We start from the raw sequence: 18,916 nt of genomic DNA, 5'->3' as shown, positions 1-18,916 counted from the left end.
CTATGTCTGTGTCAGGGTGCGAGGTCGGCGATGATGTCGGCGGCCGGCCCGGTGTGGGTATTGCGGTAGCCGGTGCCGGCCCACAGGTGCAGGGCCTGCAGGTCGTTGTTCTTCGCTGCTGCTGCGCGCAGGGGTGCGGTGATGTAGTGGATCTGCGGGTAGGCGTGCCCGGAGCGGTCATGGTCGTCCATGAACTTGTTACGCAGCCCCCTGGCGGGCCTGCCGGTGAAGGCTCGGGTCACTTTCGTCTCGGTGAAAGCCGGGTCCTGCAGGGCTGTGCGGTGGGCGGGGTTCGTTCCGGCTTCATCGGCCAGGAGCAGGGCGGTCCCTACCTGGACCGCTGCTGCGCCGGTGCCGAGGATCGCTCGCACCTGGTCACGGGTGCTGATGCCGCCTCCTGCTATCAGCGGCAGGTCGACAGTGTTCCTGATGGTACTGATCAGCTCGGGGAGTGGTTCGGTGCCCGGTTCGGCTGCGGGGTCGAACGTGGCCCGGTGGCCGCCGGCGTCGGGGCCCTGCACGATGAGGATCTTGGCTCCACGGCCTGCGGCGGTCATTGCTTCGTTCGTGGACGTGACGGTGACAGCGGTGGAGATGCCGAGGGCGTTCAGTTCGTGCAGGACGTCGGCTTCGGGGCAGTCGAAGGTGAAGGACACGACATCGGGTTTGAGGTCCCGGATTACGTCGAGTTTGTCGTGCCAGGTGTCGTCGTCCCACTTGTGGGCGCCGACCTCGATGCCGTACCGGTCGGCGTAGTACCTCAGTTCCTGCCGGTAGGTTTCGAGTTCGTCCTCGTCGACGTCGTTGGTGGAGACGACGAAGAGGTTCACGCCGATAGGGCCTTGCGTGAGTGACCGGGTGCTGGTGATTTGCTCCGCGAGCTGCGGCGGGGTCTTGTACCCGCCGGCGAGGAAACCCATGCCGCCGGCGTTGGTGACCGCGGCTACGAGTGCAGGAGTGGAAGGCCCTCCGGCCATCGGTGCCCCCACGATCGGTCGCTTCAGCTCAAAGGGCAAGGGCAAGGGACCGGATGCTCGCATGTCAGGGGACCACCTCTCGAACAGAACAACGTTGACCCTGCATCACGTCGGCGGGTGCCGACGGTGATCTCAGAGTAAATTCCACTGTAGGGAATAGGGACCCTGGACGATATTGCCGCCCACACATGGTCCATGCGCCCAGCACATAGTTATCCGGTGAACCTTGTCGGCGGGCAACCGGTCTCAGACGCTGGGTGCCGGGTGTCCGGGGTTTAGGTGGTGAGGGCGGAGCGGGCGGCGTCGAGGATAGACCGGGTGAGGCGCGCAGGGACATGGTCGGCAATGCTGAGCCACACGGTGACCGGGGGTGCGCCGATGAGGGGGACAAAGACGATGCCTGGGTGGGTTCCCTTGCTACGCGCTATGTCCGGGACAACTCCTACTCCCCGGTCGGAGGCGACGGTTTCGATCCACTCGTCGTAGCTGTGCGTTTCGACGACGTCGCAGATGATGTCGGGCCAGAGCTCCGACGTTGTGGTGCCATTGACCGTGTTGATGACCAGTGGCCGCTTAGGTACGTCCTGCCACGCGATAGGTGTCCCATCGGCCAGGGGGGATCGCTTCGAGCACACCAGTACTCGGGGTTCGTCGAAGAGTTTCACCGTTCGGGCCCGGTCGAGCAGCTCGGCGGGGACCGGGGAGCGTAGGACGGCGGCGTCGACGTCCCCTCGGATGAGGGGCTGGGTCGGTGCGTCGACCCGGGTGAAGGATACGGCGATGCCGGCCCTCTCCTGGACGTGCCGGGCCATGTCCTGCGCCCACGGGGTTGGCAGCAGCCAGCTGAAACCGAGTGTGATGGTGGTGTTTCCCCGAGCGTTGGCAACCGCCCGGTCAAGGCTCATCAATGTCGACGTGGCATCGTCGAGGAACGAGACCCCGGCCTCGGTGAGCTCGAAGCTCTTCGAGGTGCGACGGATGAGCTGGACCCCGAGGATGGACTCCAGTTGCTGCACTGTGCGGGACAGGGCGGGTTGGGTGATCCGTAACCTCAACGCGGCGTAGGTGAAGGATTCTTCTTCGGCTACCACCACGAACGCTCTGAGGTGCCTCAATTCCACGTCCATGCTTCCCAAGCATAGACGCCCGTTGTTCGGCATTTTTCAGCCTCTAGGCCTGGCACTACGGTGATGGGCGAGGGCAGTCCCAGAAGGGACGAAAAGACCCGTTACGCCAGCAAAAAGGATGAGCAGGACAGTGCGCATCACAAGCCTCAGCGTTCCGCGGATCGCGGTGATGGCTGCCGCCGGTTTTGCGGTCGCGATGGGTTTGGGCCGGTTCGCGTTCACACCGATCCTGCCTCTAATGATCGACCAGGCCGACCTGTCCTCAGCGGGCGGCGCGCATTTGGCGACCGCGAACTACCTCGGCTACCTCGTGGGGCCTGTCCTCACCCTGATCCTGCCCCGCCTGGTCTCCTCGCGGAACCTGTACCGGGCGAGCCTTGTGGTGATCGTGGTTTCACTGCTGGGCATGAGCCTGACCACGAACGAACCCCTCTGGCTGGTTCTGCGGTTCCTGGCCGGCGCGGCGTCCGCCCTGATGTTCGTCATGATCGCCAGCAGTGCCGCGTACCACTGCCGTGCTGCGGCTAGGCATGTCGTTGGGTCGATTTACGGCGGCATCGGCGTCGGGATAGCCCTGTCCGGGGTCCTGATTCTCGCCCTCGGCACGACTGGGAGCTGGCAGCACGCCTGGTGGGTCGTCGCCCTGGCCTCCCTGATCCTCGCCGGACCGGCGTGGTTCCTGCCTCTCCACCCCGCCACCCCCCGGAACAGTGCCGCCGCGCACGAAGGTCAAGCCCATTCCAAGGAGCAGCGGCAGGAACGACGGCAGGGACGACAGGGCTTGTGGAGGAGGTTCCGGGATCGGGTGGTCCCAGGGTTCAGTCTGCTGGTTGTCAGCTACTTCCTCGAGGGTGTCGGTTACATCATCGCCGGTACATTCCTCGTCACCGCTGTTGCTGCCAGCTCGCCCGGCTGGGTCGGGAACAGCACATGGATCCTCGTCGGTCTTGCTGCCGCCCGGTCCTCAGCGTTGTACGGGGCACTGTCCCACCGAATCTCAGCGCCCACCCTGCTCGCTTCCGCCCTGGCCATGCAAGCTCTCGGCATGGCCCTGCCCGCCGTTCTTCCCGGGGCGCTACCGGCGCTAATCGCCGGCGCCTGCTTCGGAGCGACGTTCCAGGGCATCACCACCCTGACGATGACCATCGGCACCACCAGCGGCGTCCCCCACGCCGTGTCGATCCTCACGATCATGTTCAGCATCGGCCAGGTCGCAGGCCCCCTCCTCGCCGCACCGCTACTGACCAGCGGCTACTCGGCCGCCTTGCTCCTCGGCGCAGCCATCGTCGCCTGCGCCGCGGTTACCGCCGTCCTCACCCGCCTCAGGACACCAACCACTCAGTCCATCGCACGCCCCACAAGTCACGCCCTGAACGCCATCAGCTGACTCGAGCTACCTCCAGCTACCGTTCCCACCCAACTCGACGGGCGACTGCCCGCCGTCGAAGGAGCTCCACCCCTATGCTGTCCGATACCTCCAGACCCGTCATCGAGGCGACCCTTCCCGTCGTGGGAACCCACATCCAAGACATCGGCCGCCGGTTCTACGAGCATATGTTCGCTGCGCAGCCGGAACTGCTCGACGGAGTGTTCAACCGCGGCAACCAGGCGCAGGGACGCCAGCAGCAGGCCCTCGCCGGCGCGGTCGCCGAATTCGCCGACTTCCTCATTCACACCCCCGACCAGCTTCCCGATCATCTGCTGCGGCGTATCTCGCACAAGCACGCCTCCCTCGGCCTGCGCCCGGCACAGTACGACGTCGTGCACGAGCACCTGATGTGGGCGATCGTCGACGTCCTCGGCGACGCTGTCACCCCGGAGGTCGCAGCGGCGTGGGGCGAGGTGTACTGGCTCATGGCCAACGCCCTCATCAACCTGGAACGTACCCTCTACGCCGCGGCCGGCGTCACCCCGAACACCGTCTGGGCTCCCTGGCGCGTCGTCGAGCGGATCCAGGAAACACCGCACGTCGTCACCTTCGTCGTCGACAGGGCTCCCAACACTGACAATCAGATCGAGGGACGGCGCGCTGTGCCGTCCCTGCCCGGACAATACGTCACCTTGCAAGCACTCCTTCCGGACGGCACGCATCAGCCCCGCCAGTACAGTCTCACCCGGGCCGACGACGGCGACCACCGCCAGTTCTCCGTCAAACGCGTCCACCACTCCGACACCCCTGACGGCGAGGTATCCAACCTCCTGCACGACACTACGAAAATTGGTGACGAGCTAATCCTGTCCGAGCCCTTCGGCGATGTCGTCCTAGCCGATTCAGATCAGCCGGTCATCCTCATCAGTGCCGGCATCGGCATCACACCCATCGCCGGAATGCTCTCCCACCTCGCCCGAAAGGGATCCTCGCGGCAAGTGACTGTCCTGCACGCCGCCAGAAACCCCGAGCTCTTCGCACTTCGGGCCCAGATCCACACCGACCTCGAACAACTCCCGCATGGCACCCTGACCACCTGGTATACCGAAGCCGACCCGGGTCGGCCAGATTCACCCGCCGAGCGGACCGGACCCATCAACCTCTCTAACCTGGATCTACCAACATACGCGCAGTACTACCTGTGCGGCCCACTACCCTTCATGCAAGCCATCCGCTCCACCCTCATCGCCGCCGGCACCCCCGCACGCGACGTCCACTACGAAGTTTTCGGACCCGACCTCTGGCTCGCCGCCCCCGTCTAGGTCCGAGACTCCGAGGCCCTACAGAAGTGCGTCCAACGGACGACCGTCCATGGAACGTCTCTGTCAATGAGAGAGAAGGACGGCGCGTTGTGTTCCATAGGCCGTGTCCGAGAGCTACGTACTGTCACGTACGTTGACGGTACAGTTTCCGGTATGGCACTAGTTGGATACGCCCGCGTCTCAACCAGGGAGCAAAATCTCGACGGCCAGACCGACGCGCTCGAGACCGCCGGCTGCGAGAAGGTCTTCATCGAGCACGCTTCCGGAGTTCTCGCCAAGCGGCCAGCACTCGATGACGCTCTCGACTATTTGCGCGCCGGCGACAGTCTCGTCGTGACAAAACTCGATCGACTCGGACGGTCGGTACGGAACCTGAAGGAAGTTGCCGACGACCTCGAAGAGCAGGGCGTCGGTTTTAAGGCACTCTCCCAAGGCATCGACACGACAACCCCTGGCGGCCGCTTGTTCTTCCACATGCTCGCCGCGATCGCTGAGTTCGAACACGACCTCATCGTCGAACGCACCAAAGACGGTCTCGCTGCAGCCCGAGCCCGCGGACGCAAAGGTGGAGGCCGGTTCAAGATGACACCCACGAAAGCCAGGCAGGCGCGGGCGATGTACGACGAGAAGACCTACACCGTCCAGCAGATAGCCGAGACGTTCGGGGTCTCCCGCGGCACTATCTACCGCCACCTCGGCGAAGGCGCCGAAGCGTAGGCCAGCAATCACCTCTCCTGAGGAAAATCCGCTTACGCTGGCAGGAGAAGTAGCAGCGGTGCGTTGACCGGTTGAGACCACCATCGTTTACGGTCACTGGCGATTGGAGTCGCTGGGCATCGCGCGTTTCGACCCTCCCAGAGCACAGATGTATCTTGCTGCTGCGTATGCAATAACGGCCGCGAATGAGTGCGAGATACGACTTGATTTGCCTAGCTCTGGGTTGTGGCTTGTTCGAGATCACCCAGCGAGCCCCGCTTCCAGGCCAGAAGGAATAACAGCATGCAGCCGAACGCGACGATGGTCGCGAAATGCAGTGCAGCTTGCACCCCTAATGACACCGCTGCCAGTCCGGCCAAACTGGAACCTAGGGGAAGAGCTCCCCACCCAATTACTCTTGATGCCGAGTAAACGCGGCCAATCAGTGGTGCCGGAGTCGTTTTCTGACGGACAGTCGCGACGATGATCCGCCAGACGCTGGAACCAGCCCCCGCCACCATGACGCCGATGGCCACTGCCCACACAGGCCATCCCCAGGCGCCTGGGCCAACCAACAGGACGGTTCCCACCGTGTCGAGGAGAAGAACAAGTGGAACCCCGAGTTTTTCTATTAACGGTCGGACGGCTGCGCTTGCTACTACTCCGCCGACCGCCATTCCTGACAGTATGAGCCCATATTCGAAAGGACTGACTCCAAGTTGGTCCGGGTTTACCGCATACACGACAAACACGGCCGACCATGCGCCCCAGACCAAGCTCATCGCGGCAGTCAGGAGCGTCAGGTTCCGCTGCTGAGCGTGCTTGAACAGAAACACCATACCGTCACGAACTCGATGAGCCGCTGGCGATGGGTTGGTCGGTCCAGGACGGGTGAGTTGGTCTGCTGTGCGTACGACCATCCCGGTGACCACCACTGCTGCCAGCAGATAAAGCATCGCACTAAGGGATGGTGCGGCCCACAATCCGGCGCCCACAAGCGCCCCAGCCAACGGCGGTCCAATGAACTGGTTGGCAATGTTGATCGTCGCTTCAAGGCGCGCGTTAGCCGGAACAAGCCGATGAGGCTCGACCACCAGCGGCAGCGTCGCGATGATGGCGGTATCCGCTAGTGTCTCGGCCAATCCGTAAAGGGCAGCGCCAATGATCAGGATCAAAGGTGACAGGTTGCCATTCAGGGCAACGGCGGCAATGACACCGAATGCGGCTGATCTGCAAAGGTTGACGGCTACGAACAGGGCCCGCTTGGGAGCGCGGTCGACAATCGTCCCGGCCACCAAGCCCACCAGTGGCCACGCGAGGGTGGCGGCTGTCGTGATCAAAGCAACCTCCCAGGTGCTCGCTCCCAGGACTACGGCCATCAAGGGAAGCGCAGTCAGAATCACACCATCGGCAAGGTTGGCCGAGCCAGCTGCAGTCCAGAGCCGTATGAAAGGAGCCATTGATCCGCCTCACCATTAAACAATTGTTTACCGGTTGAGCTTGTCGGACAGGTCTTGACCTGTCAAATGCTTTAGACCGGTGAGATAGTGGCAAGGTGATGACCTTTGAACATGTGGCCAACAGCGTCGCCCTCGAGCTAGCCAACTCCATCAATGACCGACACCGGCCGCGGGTCGACGCCCTCAGCGACGTGGCGGATTTCTCCCTTTGGGCAGAATCCATAGGCCGTACACTTCGAACGCAGCCGGAGGACGATGATTTGGTCGAAGGCCGGGAACTGCGCGACCTGATCTTTCGGGTGTTCCAAGCCGTGGCCACCTCAGAAATTCCTGTGCCGGCTGATCTTGCTTCGCTGGTACTCCGGCAAGCAGCCGGGCTTCATCACTCCAAACTAGTTCCCTCACCACATGGATATTCCCGCACGTGGCCACACCTTCCCACGCCACAAGCCCTGCTTGCTGAACTCAGCGATGATGCTGTCGAGATTCTGCGCACCAAACCCCTCAACCGAATCCGGCAATGCCCACGATGTGGCTGGTTGTTCCTCGACAAGACACGCAACGGCACCCGGAAGTGGTGCTCGATGACGATGTGCGGGGGGCAAGTCAAAGCCCAGCGGCACTACCAGCAGACAAGACAAACGCCAGCAACGCATCCAACGAACTCCGCCAGAACATAAGACGATCAGCCGACTGGCTGCCGGTGGTGTTCACCAGGCGCGGGCCTAGGTAATGGAGTGACCGGAAATGATGGTTTGTTAGACACAGTGCGGGCGGCGCCACATGGAAAGCTGTTGGGATGACCGCTAGTAATCAGCCATGGCGGCACCCAAAGCATGAGGCGTCAGATCTCTCGTTGATTCTTGTTCCAACACCTGTACTGCACAGTTTGGCTCAGAACGAGGTTCTCCCAGAAGAATACTTTTTGACACCCTACCTAGTGGGCGATGAGTGCATTGGTCTCTGGCGAATGAGGAGCCTTCAAGTTCGAAATACTGCGGCAGATATGCCTTGGATCACCCGATTCGCCTGTGTCACAGGTATCGCCGCGCCTATCGGATTAGCAGGTTTCCACGGAGCACCAAATGCCGATGGAATGGTCGAGGTCGGATACAGGATTGATCCCGACTACAGAAAAAAAGGTTACGCGCGGCGAGCCCTTGAGATATTGCTTGCGGTGGCCCAGGCCCAACCGGAGGTCCGAACCGTTCGGGCAACCATCAGCCCCGAAAATATTGCATCCCGCACTCTTATAGAGAACTACGGGTTCCAAGCGGTCGGAGAGCAGTGGGATGAGGAAGACGGGTTAGAAGTCATTTTCGAGGTCGCCGCCTAGATGTATGAGGGCTGGACGTTGGTGACGCCTTCCCGCAGTCGAGATGCTGGTGGTTGGCCGCCTGCGCCCGAGTGTGGACGGTGGTAGTTGTAGTGGATGTTCCAGACCGCGATCGCAGCTGAGCGCGCGTCCTCGCTGATGAAGTCCCGGGCGTAGAGCAGTTCTTCGGCCAGGATCCGCTGATAGCGCTCCACTTTGCCGTTGTGGCGAGGCGTGTAGGGCTTGGTCTTCTGATGCCGGGACTGCTTGCCCACGATCCGGGCGAAGTCACCTGAGCGATAGCACGCACCGTTGTCGGTCACGACACGGTGGATGTGGGTGATGCCGTGGGCGGCGAACCAGAGCTTGGCTCGGGCTAGGAACGCTGCCGCGGTGGCTCCTTTCTCATCTGGTAGAGGCTCGGTGTAGGACAGCCGGGAGAACCCGTCGATGGCGGAGTGCACGTAGGTGTACCCACGCCGTGCGCCAGCCGACTTGGCGCGACCGGCGGCCTTGGCTTGGTCACTGTTACGCCCATGGACACGCCATCCGCCGCCGTCGGGGATCCTGCCGACTTTCTTCACATCCAGGTGCACCATGTGCCCGGGCCAGCGGGCGGTGATCTTGCCCGGTTTGCGGTTGCTGTCACCCTCAGGGTCGAGGAAGCGGCGTCGGCCAAGGCCGAGGCGGGTCAAGTGCCGAGTCATTGATCCGGTAGCCCAGGTCGGCCAGTTCGTCGGTGATGCGTTGGGCCGACCATTTGTGTTCGCGCCGCCAGGTCTCGATGTGCCCTATGCCCCATGCGGGTGTCGCGTGAGGACTCCGATGCGGAGTCGATGAGCGGTCTTGAAGTCCGGCGTCACCGTGACGCCGCCATCGGTTGACCCACTTCGACGCGCACGCCCGCGAGATTCCCATCTCGGCGGCCACGTGTGCGATCGGCCGGTTCTTGCATCGCTCGACCAAACATCGTCGTCCTTCAAGGCTGAGCGGCGCGTTCGCATGGGTCATGCCTTGACCTCGCCGGAGCGGTTTGCCAGCCCGTAAATCACAGCGGTCTCCTGCTCGATTCAGTGTCTTCGGTCAAGGCAGACAGGATTTGCGACTGGTCCGATGCCGCTTCTGATGCGTCGCCGGATGCGCCGCGGCGCAGGTACGGACTGGCGAGGGCGGGAAGGATGGCGACGATCGCCAGGACCGCCAGACCGATGCCGAGGACGATCGGCGCACGCAGACCGTACTGCGGGATGAGTGCCGAGCCGACGGCTGAGCCGATGATGACGCCGAGGGTGATGAACGAGCCGTGGATGGTGTTCACCAAGGGAGCCGTGCTCCCGGCGCGCTGGATTCGCACTGCCATCGCCGGATTCATCGTGACCCCGACGAAGCCGATGCCCAGCATGAACACCAACGCCAACGGGGGTGCCTCGGTGAAGAGTGCGAACCCGGCCAGGAAGAGCGCGTTCAGCCCGGTGCCGACGAGGAGCGTCGAGACGGTGTGCCGGTCGGCCAGGCGTCCTACGACGACGTTGCCCAGCAGGGTCGCTGCGCCGTAGACGAGCAGGAGCACGGGCACGATGCCCTCGGAGAACCCGGTGACCTCGGTGAGGATCGGCGTGAAGAAGCTGAAAGCCGAGAACGTCGCTCCGATGATCAGCGTGCTGGAGGCGAGGGCGAGCAGGAACTGAGGTCGGCGGAGCACCCCGAGCTCCGAACCCGTCGACGCGGAGGCGTCCACGCCTTCCTCTGCCTGCGGGGCCGGGTTGCGAACCACGGCGAGGGTCAGGGCGGCAGCGAGCAGTGTGATCACGGAGATCGCCCAGAACGCGGACTGCCACCCGAACCTGCTGCCGACGAAGGTCGCAAACGGTAGTCCGAGCAGGGTGCCCAGCATCAGCCCGTTCATCACGACCGCGACCGCGCGTCCGCGCACCTGCTCGTCGACAAGTCTGACGCCCATCGAAACCGCGATGCCGAAGAACGCCTGCGCGGCGGCCCCGCTGATGATTCGGGCGAGGACCATCATCGGATACCCGGTCGCGAGCGCGGCGATGACGTTGCCGACGAGGAAGATCGCGAAGACGAGCTTGAGCGCGGTCCTCGGCGGAACCCTGAGCAGGGCGAAGGTGAGCGGTGGCCCGCCGAGGGCCATCGCGACGGCGAAGATCGTCACGAGGTAGCCGATCTGCGGGATCCCGGTGCCGAGGCCTGCTGCGAGCTGGGGCATGAGGCCGGCGACGGTGAACTCGCTAGTCACCATCGCGAAGACCCCGGCGGAGAGGACGTACACCGCGGGCGGGACGGTCTTCTTGATGGCTGGTGCTGGTGCTGGTGCTGGTGCTGTGGTCAAAGGAGACCCTTTCTGTACTTGAGTATCCAAAACATGGGCATGAAGAAGCGCCGCCGGGTAGCGGCGCTGTCAGTTCAGGAGGGAGTCCATTCCGGCCAAGGCGATCCGTCGGAGCGTGTCGGTGTCGGTGCCGGTCTGCGCGGTCACGCGCAGTCCGTAGATGACGGTGCTGACGAGCACGGCCCCGTCGTCGGGGTCCACGGCGTCGGCGATCGACCCGTCGATCTGTCCTGCTCGGATCGCTCCGGACAAAAGGGAGAGCCTCTCGCGTAGGTCACGGTCGAGGATCCGGGCCACGCGCTCATCCCGCTCGCGCAGGTCCGGACTCATGAAACTCTGCACAACCATGCAGCCGGCCGCATGGCTGCGGCTCGACGCCTGCAGCTCCTCGTCCACGACGACGTCGACAAGGGTGCGCAACCTCTCAGCGCCCGTTAGCGCGTCGTCAGTGAGGATCGTCGACTGGCGCGCTCCGGTCGTCGCGACATAGTGCTCCAAGGCCCGCACGAACAGCTCGTCCTTGGAGACGAACGCGTTGTACAGGCTGCTGCGTCGCACGCCCGCCGCCTCGCAGAGCTGCTCGGTCGAGGTCTCGGCGAAGCCGTGCACCCGGAACTCACGCGCCGCCGCGTCGAGCACCGCGGCCTCATCAAACATGCGTGGTCGCGCCATGAAAGGAGACCCTACACCGTTTTGGATCACAGAGTCCATAACGTCGACTTCGGAGTCCAAGTCGCCTCGCGGACCGTCACCAACCTCCTGCCCCGCAACACCTAGAAATTAGAAGCTCTCACAAACGATCATTTGTAGAGCACATAGGTCCCGCTAGACCAGCAGGGGATTCACTTTGGGTTGAAGCTGCTCTTCCTACCGGGCTGCCAAGTAGTTCTGAGTCGCGTCGTATTGGGGCAATGGTGCACCAAAGTAAGACCAGGACCAGCATTGGCCCCGACCCCTGGACGGGTGCTGACAGCGAGTATTTGATCGAAGCCTATCTTCGCGACAATGACGGCGTGTCCGTGAAGCTGGACCAAGAAGTACGATTCCGGCTGGATGAACAGGGATTCTTGTCGGGTCTAGAGTTCGCTACTTATCGGTCAATGCGGCGGTCGCCACTGGGGGGAGAGGTAGAGGTCACCAACTACGACAGCCAAAATGCGGAATCTGGGTTGGCTGTCGAAGTGATGAACCGAGTGTTCTTCGCTATGGCGTTGATGAACTGCCGAAATGTGACCCTAAGGGAACGTGCCAGTACTGGCAGAGCTGGCTCACCCAAAACTGGTGATGCATTCCACGAAGTGATCATTGATGGGACAAAACCCCAATCAACAAGTAAGGGCGGACAGGCAGATGAAAGAGCTGGGCGGCGTCACTTGTCCCGTGGGCACTTCAAAACGTTCACCGAGGAAGCGCCCCTTCTAGGCAAACATGTAGGAACCTACTGGTGGGGCTGGCAAGTTCGGGGGCAGGAAAGTATCGGTTCCATAGAGAAGACCTACACACCCAAGAAGTGACGTTACGACCCCATATTGAAATAGGGTTTTTAGCGTGGAAATAACCGGAACTTTACGCGACGGCAGTGACCTTGATACCCGCAGAGTCAGTGTTAGCGGTGCTACCTACAGTGAGGTCCGCGTGGCCCTGGAGGCGCTGATCCCTGAAGGGTCAGTGCTGATCGCGATTCGCACCGATCGGTAAGCCTGAGCCTAAGTTATCGGTACTGCTGTCTCTGTCATCTTCCGCGTTCGTTCTCTACGCCTGGTGTGCGGCCGGGTTGTCGCGCTTGGGTCTTCGGGGGAAAGGACCGCACTGCGGTGATGACCGCTTTGTAGGTCTCATAATCGATCAGTGCTGACTGCGAGGTGGGTCTACCTTCGTGGCTAATCAGCTGGGGTGCTGATCGCACGTCTGAAACCTTGTAGAGCTGATATTCACGAACGCACCCATATTCCTCGGCAACGGTGCGTGCGTTCTGCTGGCAATCGGACTGAACCTGATTGCCTTGAAAGAGCGAGGCGGGGAATGACGGTGGAACCCATCGCCCACCCAGGGTGACACCTTCTGCCTTGGCTGCGCCGTTCTCTGCCGCTAGATAGCCGTCCCTCCATCGCTGTTTGATGCGGGCCTGACTTATTGCCAGGGACGTTTCCACGTCAGCGATCATGACGGTGTATCCAGCTGCGGACAGCTCATCCATTAGCGCTCGAGCACTGCCTTGGGTGGCGAGGGTCCCATCCACGATGATGTTCTCTCCACGGCCGATAGCCGCACTGCGGGCCGATTTAGCCAGCAACGATGATTCCTCATGAACCAAGGCAGCGAGCTCTCTCGGGTAAAACTTCTCCCCTACGGCTTCCATTTCCTTCACGGAGTCCGGTTTCAGGAAATTCTCATAGCTACCGTCAATCAGCGCTTCGGTAAGCAACGCGTCCTTGAAGTCGTCGGCATTCAGGGGCAGCCAGTGCGCCGCTTCGGTTCCCGTCCCGCTAATGAGCTTGTCCTGGGCAGTAGATTTTCCCGCTCCGGGCGGACCTGCCAGCACGATAGCTCGCTTGTCCTCGCGCACGTGAGGAAAAGTATCCCGATGGTTTTGAAGTATCCGGGAGTGGAGGTCCCTACGCGCCGCGGTGAAAGCACCACGACGTGTGTTGAACCACTGAGGATTCCGCATGGACGAATTTTCACTGGTAGCCTCCAGCGGCCCACCCTTCCCACACAAGTTGGTCAGGCGTTCGTGGTGCGCTGTTGCGCTTTCGTCGTCGGTGGGCACGCCCTACAGGCTAACGGCCAGCTTCCCTAGTGGTCAGGTGACGCGTCGAGGATGGTGTCGTAATCCTCAGCACTAATCAACCCGTCATCGTAGGCCCGGCCTACCTCCTGGAAGGTGCCCGCGGGGTCTGCCGGCAGCGCGGCATCCCATTCCCTGGCAAGCTGCGCAGAGTGATCCGGGGTGGGGGTATAGGGCCACTCGGAGAGTTCCTTGATCATCTGCTCTCGGGTAATCTCATCAACTGCGTAACGTTCAGCCACCTCATAGGGGCTGGCACCGCTATGGCCTGCCGGCACCGGGGCCAACGTTTTCGCTTTCGCTAGAACCTTCGCTACGTAGGGCTGAGAAATCTTGAGCTGCCGGGCAATGTTCCGCTGCGTCAAACCGGCATCGGAAAGATCCGCGATCGCTCGTTTAAAGTCGAGGCTCCCGAGAACGCTGCGCGCGCGGGCGCGGCGGGCCTTTTTCAACACTTCCGGTTCAATCATGATGGTCATCCCTTTGACCTCCTATATAACCAATGTTATCACCATGGTGATCTCCCCTTGAAAGACTGAACCGCAGGGACAGATAGACCACTGTGCCTACCTTGCCTCCCGCTTCCTTTAGTCGAATCACAGACTACAGATCACACGGAAATGAGTGTCAGCACTATGACGGCGCAGATCGTGAACTTCAGAGTCACCGGACATCACCTTCGACAGCTGCGGGACTCCCATGGCCGTGCGGTGGTACGGGAAGCTCTGGCAGGTCATCGGGGATCCCGTGCAATTCTCCAGCTCCAGCATCTCATCGGAGCCTGGAGCCTCCCTGGCTGGGCAGGGTGAAGCGATCATCACACGGTTTTGGCGGTTTCAGGCACAAATCAGCCGGGGAGCCCCTGTTCTGGAGTTTAATATCAACGCGGGTCCACGGTGTGAGGGTTGACAGCTGCGCCGAGTAGCGTGCCAGTGATTTTCAGGGCGCTGATCTAGTTACAAGAGAGGGTGGTCGGTCACGGGTGAGAATGTCCGGTACCGCGCATACTATGACCGGCTGCTGGATCAGTGGATCAGTGGATCAGTGGATCAGTGGATCAGTGGATCAGTGGATCGAGCGTTTCATGATGTGCGAGAAGCCGATCATGCTCACCGAAGCCGAGATCGACCTCGAACACCACCCAGCCCAGGAGTTCCGGCCCTCCCGGCTGGTGAATGCGTGGATCCGCTACCCCTCACAGGCTTACCTCGTGGAGGCTCACGCGACGGCGTGGACGGCGACGGCGATACGGATCTGGTTCTTTGAGCCGAAGATCAAAATCCACCGGGAGGGGTGGGTGTGGCGCAGCGCCGTCACACCCGGTTCACAGGACAAGAACAAAACCTAACGCTCGGGTAGTGACGTCCATCGCCCTGGCGATCGATCATCGGCTTCTACCCGACCCAATCAAGGCCGCTACGCGCCGCTGCGCGGTGAGCCTGGCGGCACAGCCCTGACAGCGCCGAAGAGCCCTTGCTGAATGATTCAGCAAGGGCTCTAACAGGTGCGTACTAGCTGCAGCGGAACTGCGCGTCAGCCCAGTCGCCGTGATCGTTGCCAACGCCGTCGCCGCCGTCTTTGACGATCAACTCGACGTATTTGGCGCCCGTCACGTCGACGTCGAGCTTGGCGGTTGCAGTGTCCGGCCGCATAACCGGAGTCTGGGTCAGACGGCGACCGTCTGCCCACACCTCGAACTGAATAGTTCCGCGCATGGTCTGAGCGTCATCCACACCCACGTCAGCCGTGAAGCGTGCGCACTGTCCGCCGAGGAAGTACCGGATGTTGCTCGCCGCGTGGACGCCGAGCCCCTTCTGGTAGGTCACGCCGTTCAGCTTCATGACCGGCCCGTCTCCCGCACCGGCCTCGCCGTTTCCGAGGTTGAGTTCAACCGGTCCCCAGCCGTTGGTAGCGCTGACCCACTTGTGGTCGGACGCGTACTTGGTTCCGGATGGGGGCTTCGGCAGCGTGTACACGCTCACCTCACTGGAGATCGAGCGCTCGCCCGCGGGCTCCGTGGTGGTGATGTAGCTTGCGTCGGCACCGAGAACGTAATCGCCATCCGCTGAGCCTGGCACAGTTACCTGCCACCGGGTGGTCAGTGTCGCACCCGGTGCAAGCGTCGCCGCAGTGTTGGGGGTCTCGGCCTCGGCGGTCCAGCCGTCCGGTAGGTCGAGGTTGACCTCAACATTGTTGACGACAGCAGGCTCATCCGACGTGAACGTGGTGGTGACCTCGTTCTCGGCGTTCTGGGTGATGATGCTCGGAACCAGGTCCACTGCAAGTTGTGCGCAGGCCGGGATGACATCCGACTCACCGAGATCTTCGATCAGGAGGTTATCCAGGATGAAGTCTGCGCCGCCCGCACTGCCTGAGCGTTCCAGGCCGACCCACGCTTCACCGCACCCGCCGGCGATGATGGTCTGCTCGAACCGTCCGGTTTCCAGCGCCTGAGGTATCGCTTGCGACTGGGTCTGCACCGCACCGGTCGAGGAGTCGTAGCCGCCCACCCAGTTGTACTGGTTAGCCAGTGCATTCTGGTAGTCGAAGGACACCTTGTACGCATGCCCCGGCTTCATCGGCACCGTGTAGTTGGAGGTCCGGTACACAAGACCCGGTCCGCCGTTGTAGCGGTTCTCCTCGTGAGCCTTCAGCGACCAGTCGCCCTCGATGACGTCGTCCACCGCCTTGCCGTTCCAGCCCTTCTGCGTAAATGGGGCGTTGAGCTCAGAAAGGTGCGTACGGGGATCGGTTACCCCGCCGGCAGTACCCTTCACGAACGGACCCCAACCCTGGTCAACATTTTCGAAGTCCTCCAAGATGATGCCAACGGTCGGCACGTGCTCTGTCTCGACCACGCGAACGTCGTCAACGCGGACCGGCGCAACACCCTCGGCCGCCGTGATGGTCAGCGTGGGCGATGCTCCGCCCTCCGGCACGTCAACCAGTACACGCATGCGCTGGAAGTTCGTGTCGTGCTTCTCATCGGCAGCGACCCAGTTGCGGGCACCGGAACTGGTGACCGTATTCGCGACAGCCTTCACACCGCCGTCGACGGCGAGGGTTGTTTCGCGTTTCTGGCCCGGTTCGATCTCAACCCAGGCACTCACCGAGTAGGTGCCGGCGTCGAGCTTGCCCAACTGCTGGCTGACCGATGATTCGCCGGCACCGAGAACCGCGTAGCGGTGACCGAGGTCGTTGCGCTCGATCGCAACAGTTCCGGTTGCATTCCAACTCGCGAGATCCGCGGCATTGAATCCTGGATCCTGGACAGGTATTCCCTCGCCGAAGCTTGCGGTCTGCGGAAGCTCCGCACCGCGGTTGTCGTGGGTGAGGACGTAGGGCTGACCAGCTTCGGCCTCCAGGGTGACCGAGCCGTTCTTCACCTTTGGCTTCGCAACTTCCACCCGCCCGGTGTCGGTGAGCTTGAAGAGCTTGTAGCCGCCGCTCTGACGGAAAGTGTCAGGCAGCTTCCAGCTGGTGGCGCCGCCCTTGGGATTGAAGTGGTACAGCTTCTGCTGCTTCGAATCTTCTCCATCGCTGGCCCAGGGCAGCAGGTAGGTGTCTCCACGGAGAACCTCCGCGCCGCCCACCGTAACGATGCGGTCTGCAGCGGAAGTGCCTGTCACGGAGACGCCACCGGTAAGGTCAATGCGGTTCGTTTCCCACTTCAGGATTTCCTCCTGCTGCAGGAACTTGGCGGGGAGGTTCTTCACCCAGATGTTCTTGGAGAACGCGTTGTAGTCATTCTCGCCGGTCCAGCCTTCCCACTCCACGATGTTCGCGTTACCGAGGAGCGGGTGCGGGTTCCAGGTGTCCTTGTGCGAGTTCTGCACGAACCGGATGATGCTCGAGTTGACGCCCTTGTTGGTGGAGCCGCCGTAGTTCTCATCGGTGGCCCAGTGCGCCCAGGTATTGTGACGGGCCAGGGCGTAGGACCACTCGGAGGAAACCCGGAACTCGTTCTTGATCAGTTCCTTCTGGAGGCGGTCAGCGAGCCAGCCGAACTCGTAGAAGACGTCCACGTAGACCATGTCCAGGTTCGGGTGGGTCTGATCGCGGAACTTCGCGATCCGTTCAGCAAGGTAGCCCGAGAGGATGTCCTGCCGCTGGTCGATGTAGTAGGACTGGTCAAGCCAGTTCCACCCCTTGCGTGCAGGGTCCAGCATGCCGGTGTCGAAGAAGAGTGATTCCGGGTAAGCCTCGGTCTGGTTGATGTGGACACCGAAGGAGGCGTTCCACTTCTCGCCCGCTTCGAGCAGCTTGTTAAGATCCTCAAGCCCGCCGGCGCGTGTGTTGTAGTTGTCCGCGAAGTCGGTGTTGGCGGAGTCATGGCCCTCGTTGCCGAAACCTTTGAGCACTGCGCTCTGGCCCAGCCCGTCGGTCGCCAGCGCAATGCGCTTGGTGTCGTCGAGGGTACGCAGGAAGGGGTGCGTTGCCTGGGACGCGAAGTTGAAGGGAATGCGCTGGACAACCTTGTTGGCAACCTCTTCTCCCTTGTAGGGCATGACGGCGATGCCGCGCAGGGCGATGGCGCCGTCCTGCCAGTTGACCGCGCCGTCCTTGTTCGCGTCCGGTGTGATGGCGATCCTGGTCCAGGGAAGTTCTTCTTCCTCAGTGGACTCATTGGCCCGGTAGAGCCATTGGCCGCTGGAGATACCCATGCGGACGTTGGCGCCCTCGCGCTCTGCCTGCCGCCAGAAGCGTCCCTGATCGCGGGAACCCGGACCGGAGGACGTGTCATACAGCGCGTTCGACTCAAGCGCGGCCGCGAGTTGTGCCGTGTTGGCAAGAGCGAAGGCTGAGCTCTTGGGCTGGGCGTCAAGAGGCGTGCTCGCGGTGATCGGAGTAAAAGTGTCACCGCTGACTGCGCGGTCCACGGACAGGTTGGCCGTGGAAACCTGGGCGCCGCTCTGCGCCGAGGAGACGCTGACCAGTTCATGGCCGGGGATCTGCAGCGTGCGGATCATGGCGTCGGTGCCGTCGGTGACGCCGGTGACTTCGAACGTCACCACGGTCTTGTCAACGCTGATCCGGGCGTCCACCTCTGCTCCGGCAATGCCGGGGAACGTCACCGAGTAGTCGACGGCGCCGGTGCCGTCAGTGGTGGCAGTGACGTTTGCCGGCTCAGCCTTGCCGTTGATGGTCATGTTGGTCAGGGTCTCGGCATTACCGTCGAGAACCGCGTCGGTGGCCAGGTGCTCGTACGAGACCACCTGGGGGAACTTCGCCGAGACGGTAACGGCGAGATCCTCTGACTGGATGATGTGGGTATCCCCCGCCGCCTGGGCGACGGCCGGGAGTGCTGCCAGTGGGGTGAGTGCGGAAGCCGCCATTACCCCTATTACTGACAAGCCGCCCGCACGCCTGAAGCGCTGCGATGAGCTGCTCATCTCTCTCCTATGTGATGGTCCGGTGGTCACCTGTCACATAAGATGCACTGCGTCATCAGTGACAGTGTTATGGATAACACGTGCCATCATGCCACTGTTATCCGTATCACACAAGATTG

General features: G+C 62.2%; 15 protein-coding genes and 1 pseudogene. 7 read left to right on the top strand and 9 right to left on the bottom strand.

Annotated elements, in window-relative coordinates; genetic code table 11:
• Positions 1-11: 11 nt before the first annotated feature.
• Together ACWA1U_RS08500 and ACWA1U_RS08495 are read right to left on the bottom strand one after the other, a co-directional pair.
• On the bottom strand, positions 12-1,040 hold the full coding sequence (locus ACWA1U_RS08500) for a nitronate monooxygenase (RefSeq protein WP_463724890.1): 1,029 nt from the start codon (positions 1,038-1,040) through the stop codon (positions 12-14).
• Between the two features lie 212 nt (positions 1,041-1,252).
• Positions 1,253-2,104, bottom strand: coding sequence for a LysR family transcriptional regulator (locus ACWA1U_RS08495; protein ID WP_463724889.1), 852 nt, complete (start codon positions 2,102-2,104; stop codon positions 1,253-1,255).
• Between the two features lie 130 nt (positions 2,105-2,234).
• On the opposite strand from ACWA1U_RS08495, the gene ACWA1U_RS08490 reads away from it, so the two are divergent.
• The 3 genes from ACWA1U_RS08490 (at position 2,235) to ACWA1U_RS08480 (ending at position 5,512) form a co-directional block, all read left to right on the top strand.
• Positions 2,235-3,491, top strand: a complete 1,257-nt coding sequence (locus ACWA1U_RS08490; RefSeq protein ID WP_463724888.1) for a YbfB/YjiJ family MFS transporter — start codon at positions 2,235-2,237, stop codon at positions 3,489-3,491.
• A gap of 74 nt (positions 3,492-3,565) precedes the next feature.
• Entirely contained in the window at positions 3,566-4,795 is a 1,230-nt protein-coding gene (locus tag ACWA1U_RS08485) for a globin domain-containing protein (RefSeq protein WP_463724887.1), read from the top strand.
• Positions 4,796-4,948: 153 nt separating this feature from the next.
• Entirely contained in the window at positions 4,949-5,512 is a 564-nt protein-coding gene (locus tag ACWA1U_RS08480) for a recombinase family protein (RefSeq protein WP_463724886.1), read from the top strand.
• A 212-nt stretch (positions 5,513-5,724) separates the two neighbouring features.
• Here the strand turns inward: ACWA1U_RS08480 and ACWA1U_RS08475 are convergent, their stop codons facing one another.
• Positions 5,725-6,951: an MFS transporter gene (locus ACWA1U_RS08475; RefSeq protein ID WP_463724885.1), complete on the bottom strand. Its 1,227-nt coding sequence runs from the start codon at positions 6,949-6,951 to the stop codon at positions 5,725-5,727.
• A 98-nt stretch (positions 6,952-7,049) separates the two neighbouring features.
• Between ACWA1U_RS08475 and ACWA1U_RS08470 the strand changes: the two genes are divergently transcribed.
• On the top strand, positions 7,050-7,631 hold the full coding sequence (locus tag ACWA1U_RS08470) for a CGNR zinc finger domain-containing protein (protein WP_463724979.1): 582 nt from the start codon (positions 7,050-7,052) through the stop codon (positions 7,629-7,631).
• Positions 7,632-7,750: 119 nt separating this feature from the next.
• Positions 7,751-8,287 carry a GNAT family N-acetyltransferase gene (locus ACWA1U_RS08465; protein ID WP_463724884.1) on the top strand — a complete coding sequence of 179 codons (537 nt, stop codon included), beginning with the start codon at positions 7,751-7,753 and terminating at the stop codon, positions 8,285-8,287.
• On the opposite strand, the pseudogene ACWA1U_RS08460 reads toward ACWA1U_RS08465, so the two are convergent.
• The 3 genes and pseudogenes from ACWA1U_RS08460 to ACWA1U_RS08450 all read right to left on the bottom strand — a co-directional run bounded on the left by ACWA1U_RS08460 (position 8,284) and on the right by ACWA1U_RS08450 (position 11,273).
• A pseudogene (locus ACWA1U_RS08460) lies at positions 8,284-9,277 on the bottom strand (IS481 family transposase). The gene ACWA1U_RS08465 and the pseudogene ACWA1U_RS08460 overlap by 4 nt on opposite strands.
• Before the next feature lie 37 nt (positions 9,278-9,314).
• Positions 9,315-10,616, bottom strand: coding sequence for an MFS transporter (locus ACWA1U_RS08455; RefSeq protein ID WP_463724883.1), 1,302 nt, complete (start codon positions 10,614-10,616; stop codon positions 9,315-9,317).
• Positions 10,617-10,685: 69 nt separating this feature from the next.
• Positions 10,686-11,273, bottom strand: a complete 588-nt coding sequence (locus ACWA1U_RS08450) for a TetR/AcrR family transcriptional regulator (protein ID WP_463724882.1) — start codon at positions 11,271-11,273, stop codon at positions 10,686-10,688.
• A gap of 254 nt (positions 11,274-11,527) precedes the next feature.
• Between ACWA1U_RS08450 and ACWA1U_RS08445 the strand changes: the two genes are divergently transcribed.
• Positions 11,528-12,130: a hypothetical protein gene (locus ACWA1U_RS08445; RefSeq protein WP_463724881.1), complete on the top strand. Its 603-nt coding sequence runs from the start codon at positions 11,528-11,530 to the stop codon at positions 12,128-12,130.
• 218 nt (positions 12,131-12,348) lie between these two features.
• Here ACWA1U_RS08445 and ACWA1U_RS08440 read toward each other — a convergent pair whose 3' ends face one another.
• Complete coding sequence (locus tag ACWA1U_RS08440; protein ID WP_463724880.1) at positions 12,349-13,182, bottom strand: zeta toxin family protein; 834 nt, start codon at positions 13,180-13,182, stop codon at positions 12,349-12,351.
• A 230-nt stretch (positions 13,183-13,412) separates the two neighbouring features.
• The gene (locus ACWA1U_RS08435) at positions 13,413-13,883 is read right to left on the bottom strand and encodes a hypothetical protein (protein WP_463724879.1); all 471 of its coding nucleotides are present in this window, start codon (positions 13,881-13,883) and stop codon (positions 13,413-13,415) included.
• 557 nt (positions 13,884-14,440) lie between these two features.
• Between ACWA1U_RS08435 and ACWA1U_RS08430 the strand changes: the two genes are divergently transcribed.
• Entirely contained in the window at positions 14,441-14,752 is a 312-nt protein-coding gene (locus ACWA1U_RS08430; RefSeq protein WP_463724878.1) for a hypothetical protein, read from the top strand.
• Between the two features lie 163 nt (positions 14,753-14,915).
• Here the strand turns inward: ACWA1U_RS08430 and ACWA1U_RS08425 are convergent, their stop codons facing one another.
• Entirely contained in the window at positions 14,916-18,797 is a 3,882-nt protein-coding gene (locus ACWA1U_RS08425) for an endo-alpha-N-acetylgalactosaminidase family protein (protein WP_463724877.1), read from the bottom strand.
• Positions 18,798-18,916 lie beyond the last annotated feature (119 nt).

This window comes from Arthrobacter sp. TRD_SC_6 (genome assembly GCF_055361185.1).
Note: the sequence above shows the minus strand (reverse complement) of the source record. Positions and strands in the feature narration are given on the sequence as shown.

Coding starts and splice junctions, on each gene's coding strand:
- ACWA1U_RS08500 (WP_463724890.1), bottom strand. CDS start 1,040: ATGCGAGCATCCGGTCCCTTGCCCTTGCCCTTTGAGCTGAAGCGACCG.
- ACWA1U_RS08495 (WP_463724889.1), bottom strand. CDS start 2,104: ATGGACGTGGAATTGAGGCACCTCAGAGCGTTCGTGGTGGTAGCCGAA.
- ACWA1U_RS08485 (WP_463724887.1), top strand. CDS start 3,566: ATGCTGTCCGATACCTCCAGACCCGTCATCGAGGCGACCCTTCCCGTC.
- ACWA1U_RS08480 (WP_463724886.1), top strand. CDS start 4,949: ATGGCACTAGTTGGATACGCCCGCGTCTCAACCAGGGAGCAAAATCTC.
- ACWA1U_RS08475 (WP_463724885.1), bottom strand. CDS start 6,951: ATGGCTCCTTTCATACGGCTCTGGACTGCAGCTGGCTCGGCCAACCTT.
- ACWA1U_RS08470 (WP_463724979.1), top strand. CDS start 7,050: ATGACCTTTGAACATGTGGCCAACAGCGTCGCCCTCGAGCTAGCCAAC.
- ACWA1U_RS08465 (WP_463724884.1), top strand. CDS start 7,751: ATGACCGCTAGTAATCAGCCATGGCGGCACCCAAAGCATGAGGCGTCA.
- ACWA1U_RS08450 (WP_463724882.1), bottom strand. CDS start 11,273: ATGTTTGATGAGGCCGCGGTGCTCGACGCGGCGGCGCGTGAGTTCCGG.
- ACWA1U_RS08445 (WP_463724881.1), top strand. CDS start 11,528: ATGGTGCACCAAAGTAAGACCAGGACCAGCATTGGCCCCGACCCCTGG.
- ACWA1U_RS08435 (WP_463724879.1), bottom strand. CDS start 13,883: ATGACCATCATGATTGAACCGGAAGTGTTGAAAAAGGCCCGCCGCGCC.
- ACWA1U_RS08425 (WP_463724877.1), bottom strand. CDS start 18,797: ATGAGCAGCTCATCGCAGCGCTTCAGGCGTGCGGGCGGCTTGTCAGTA.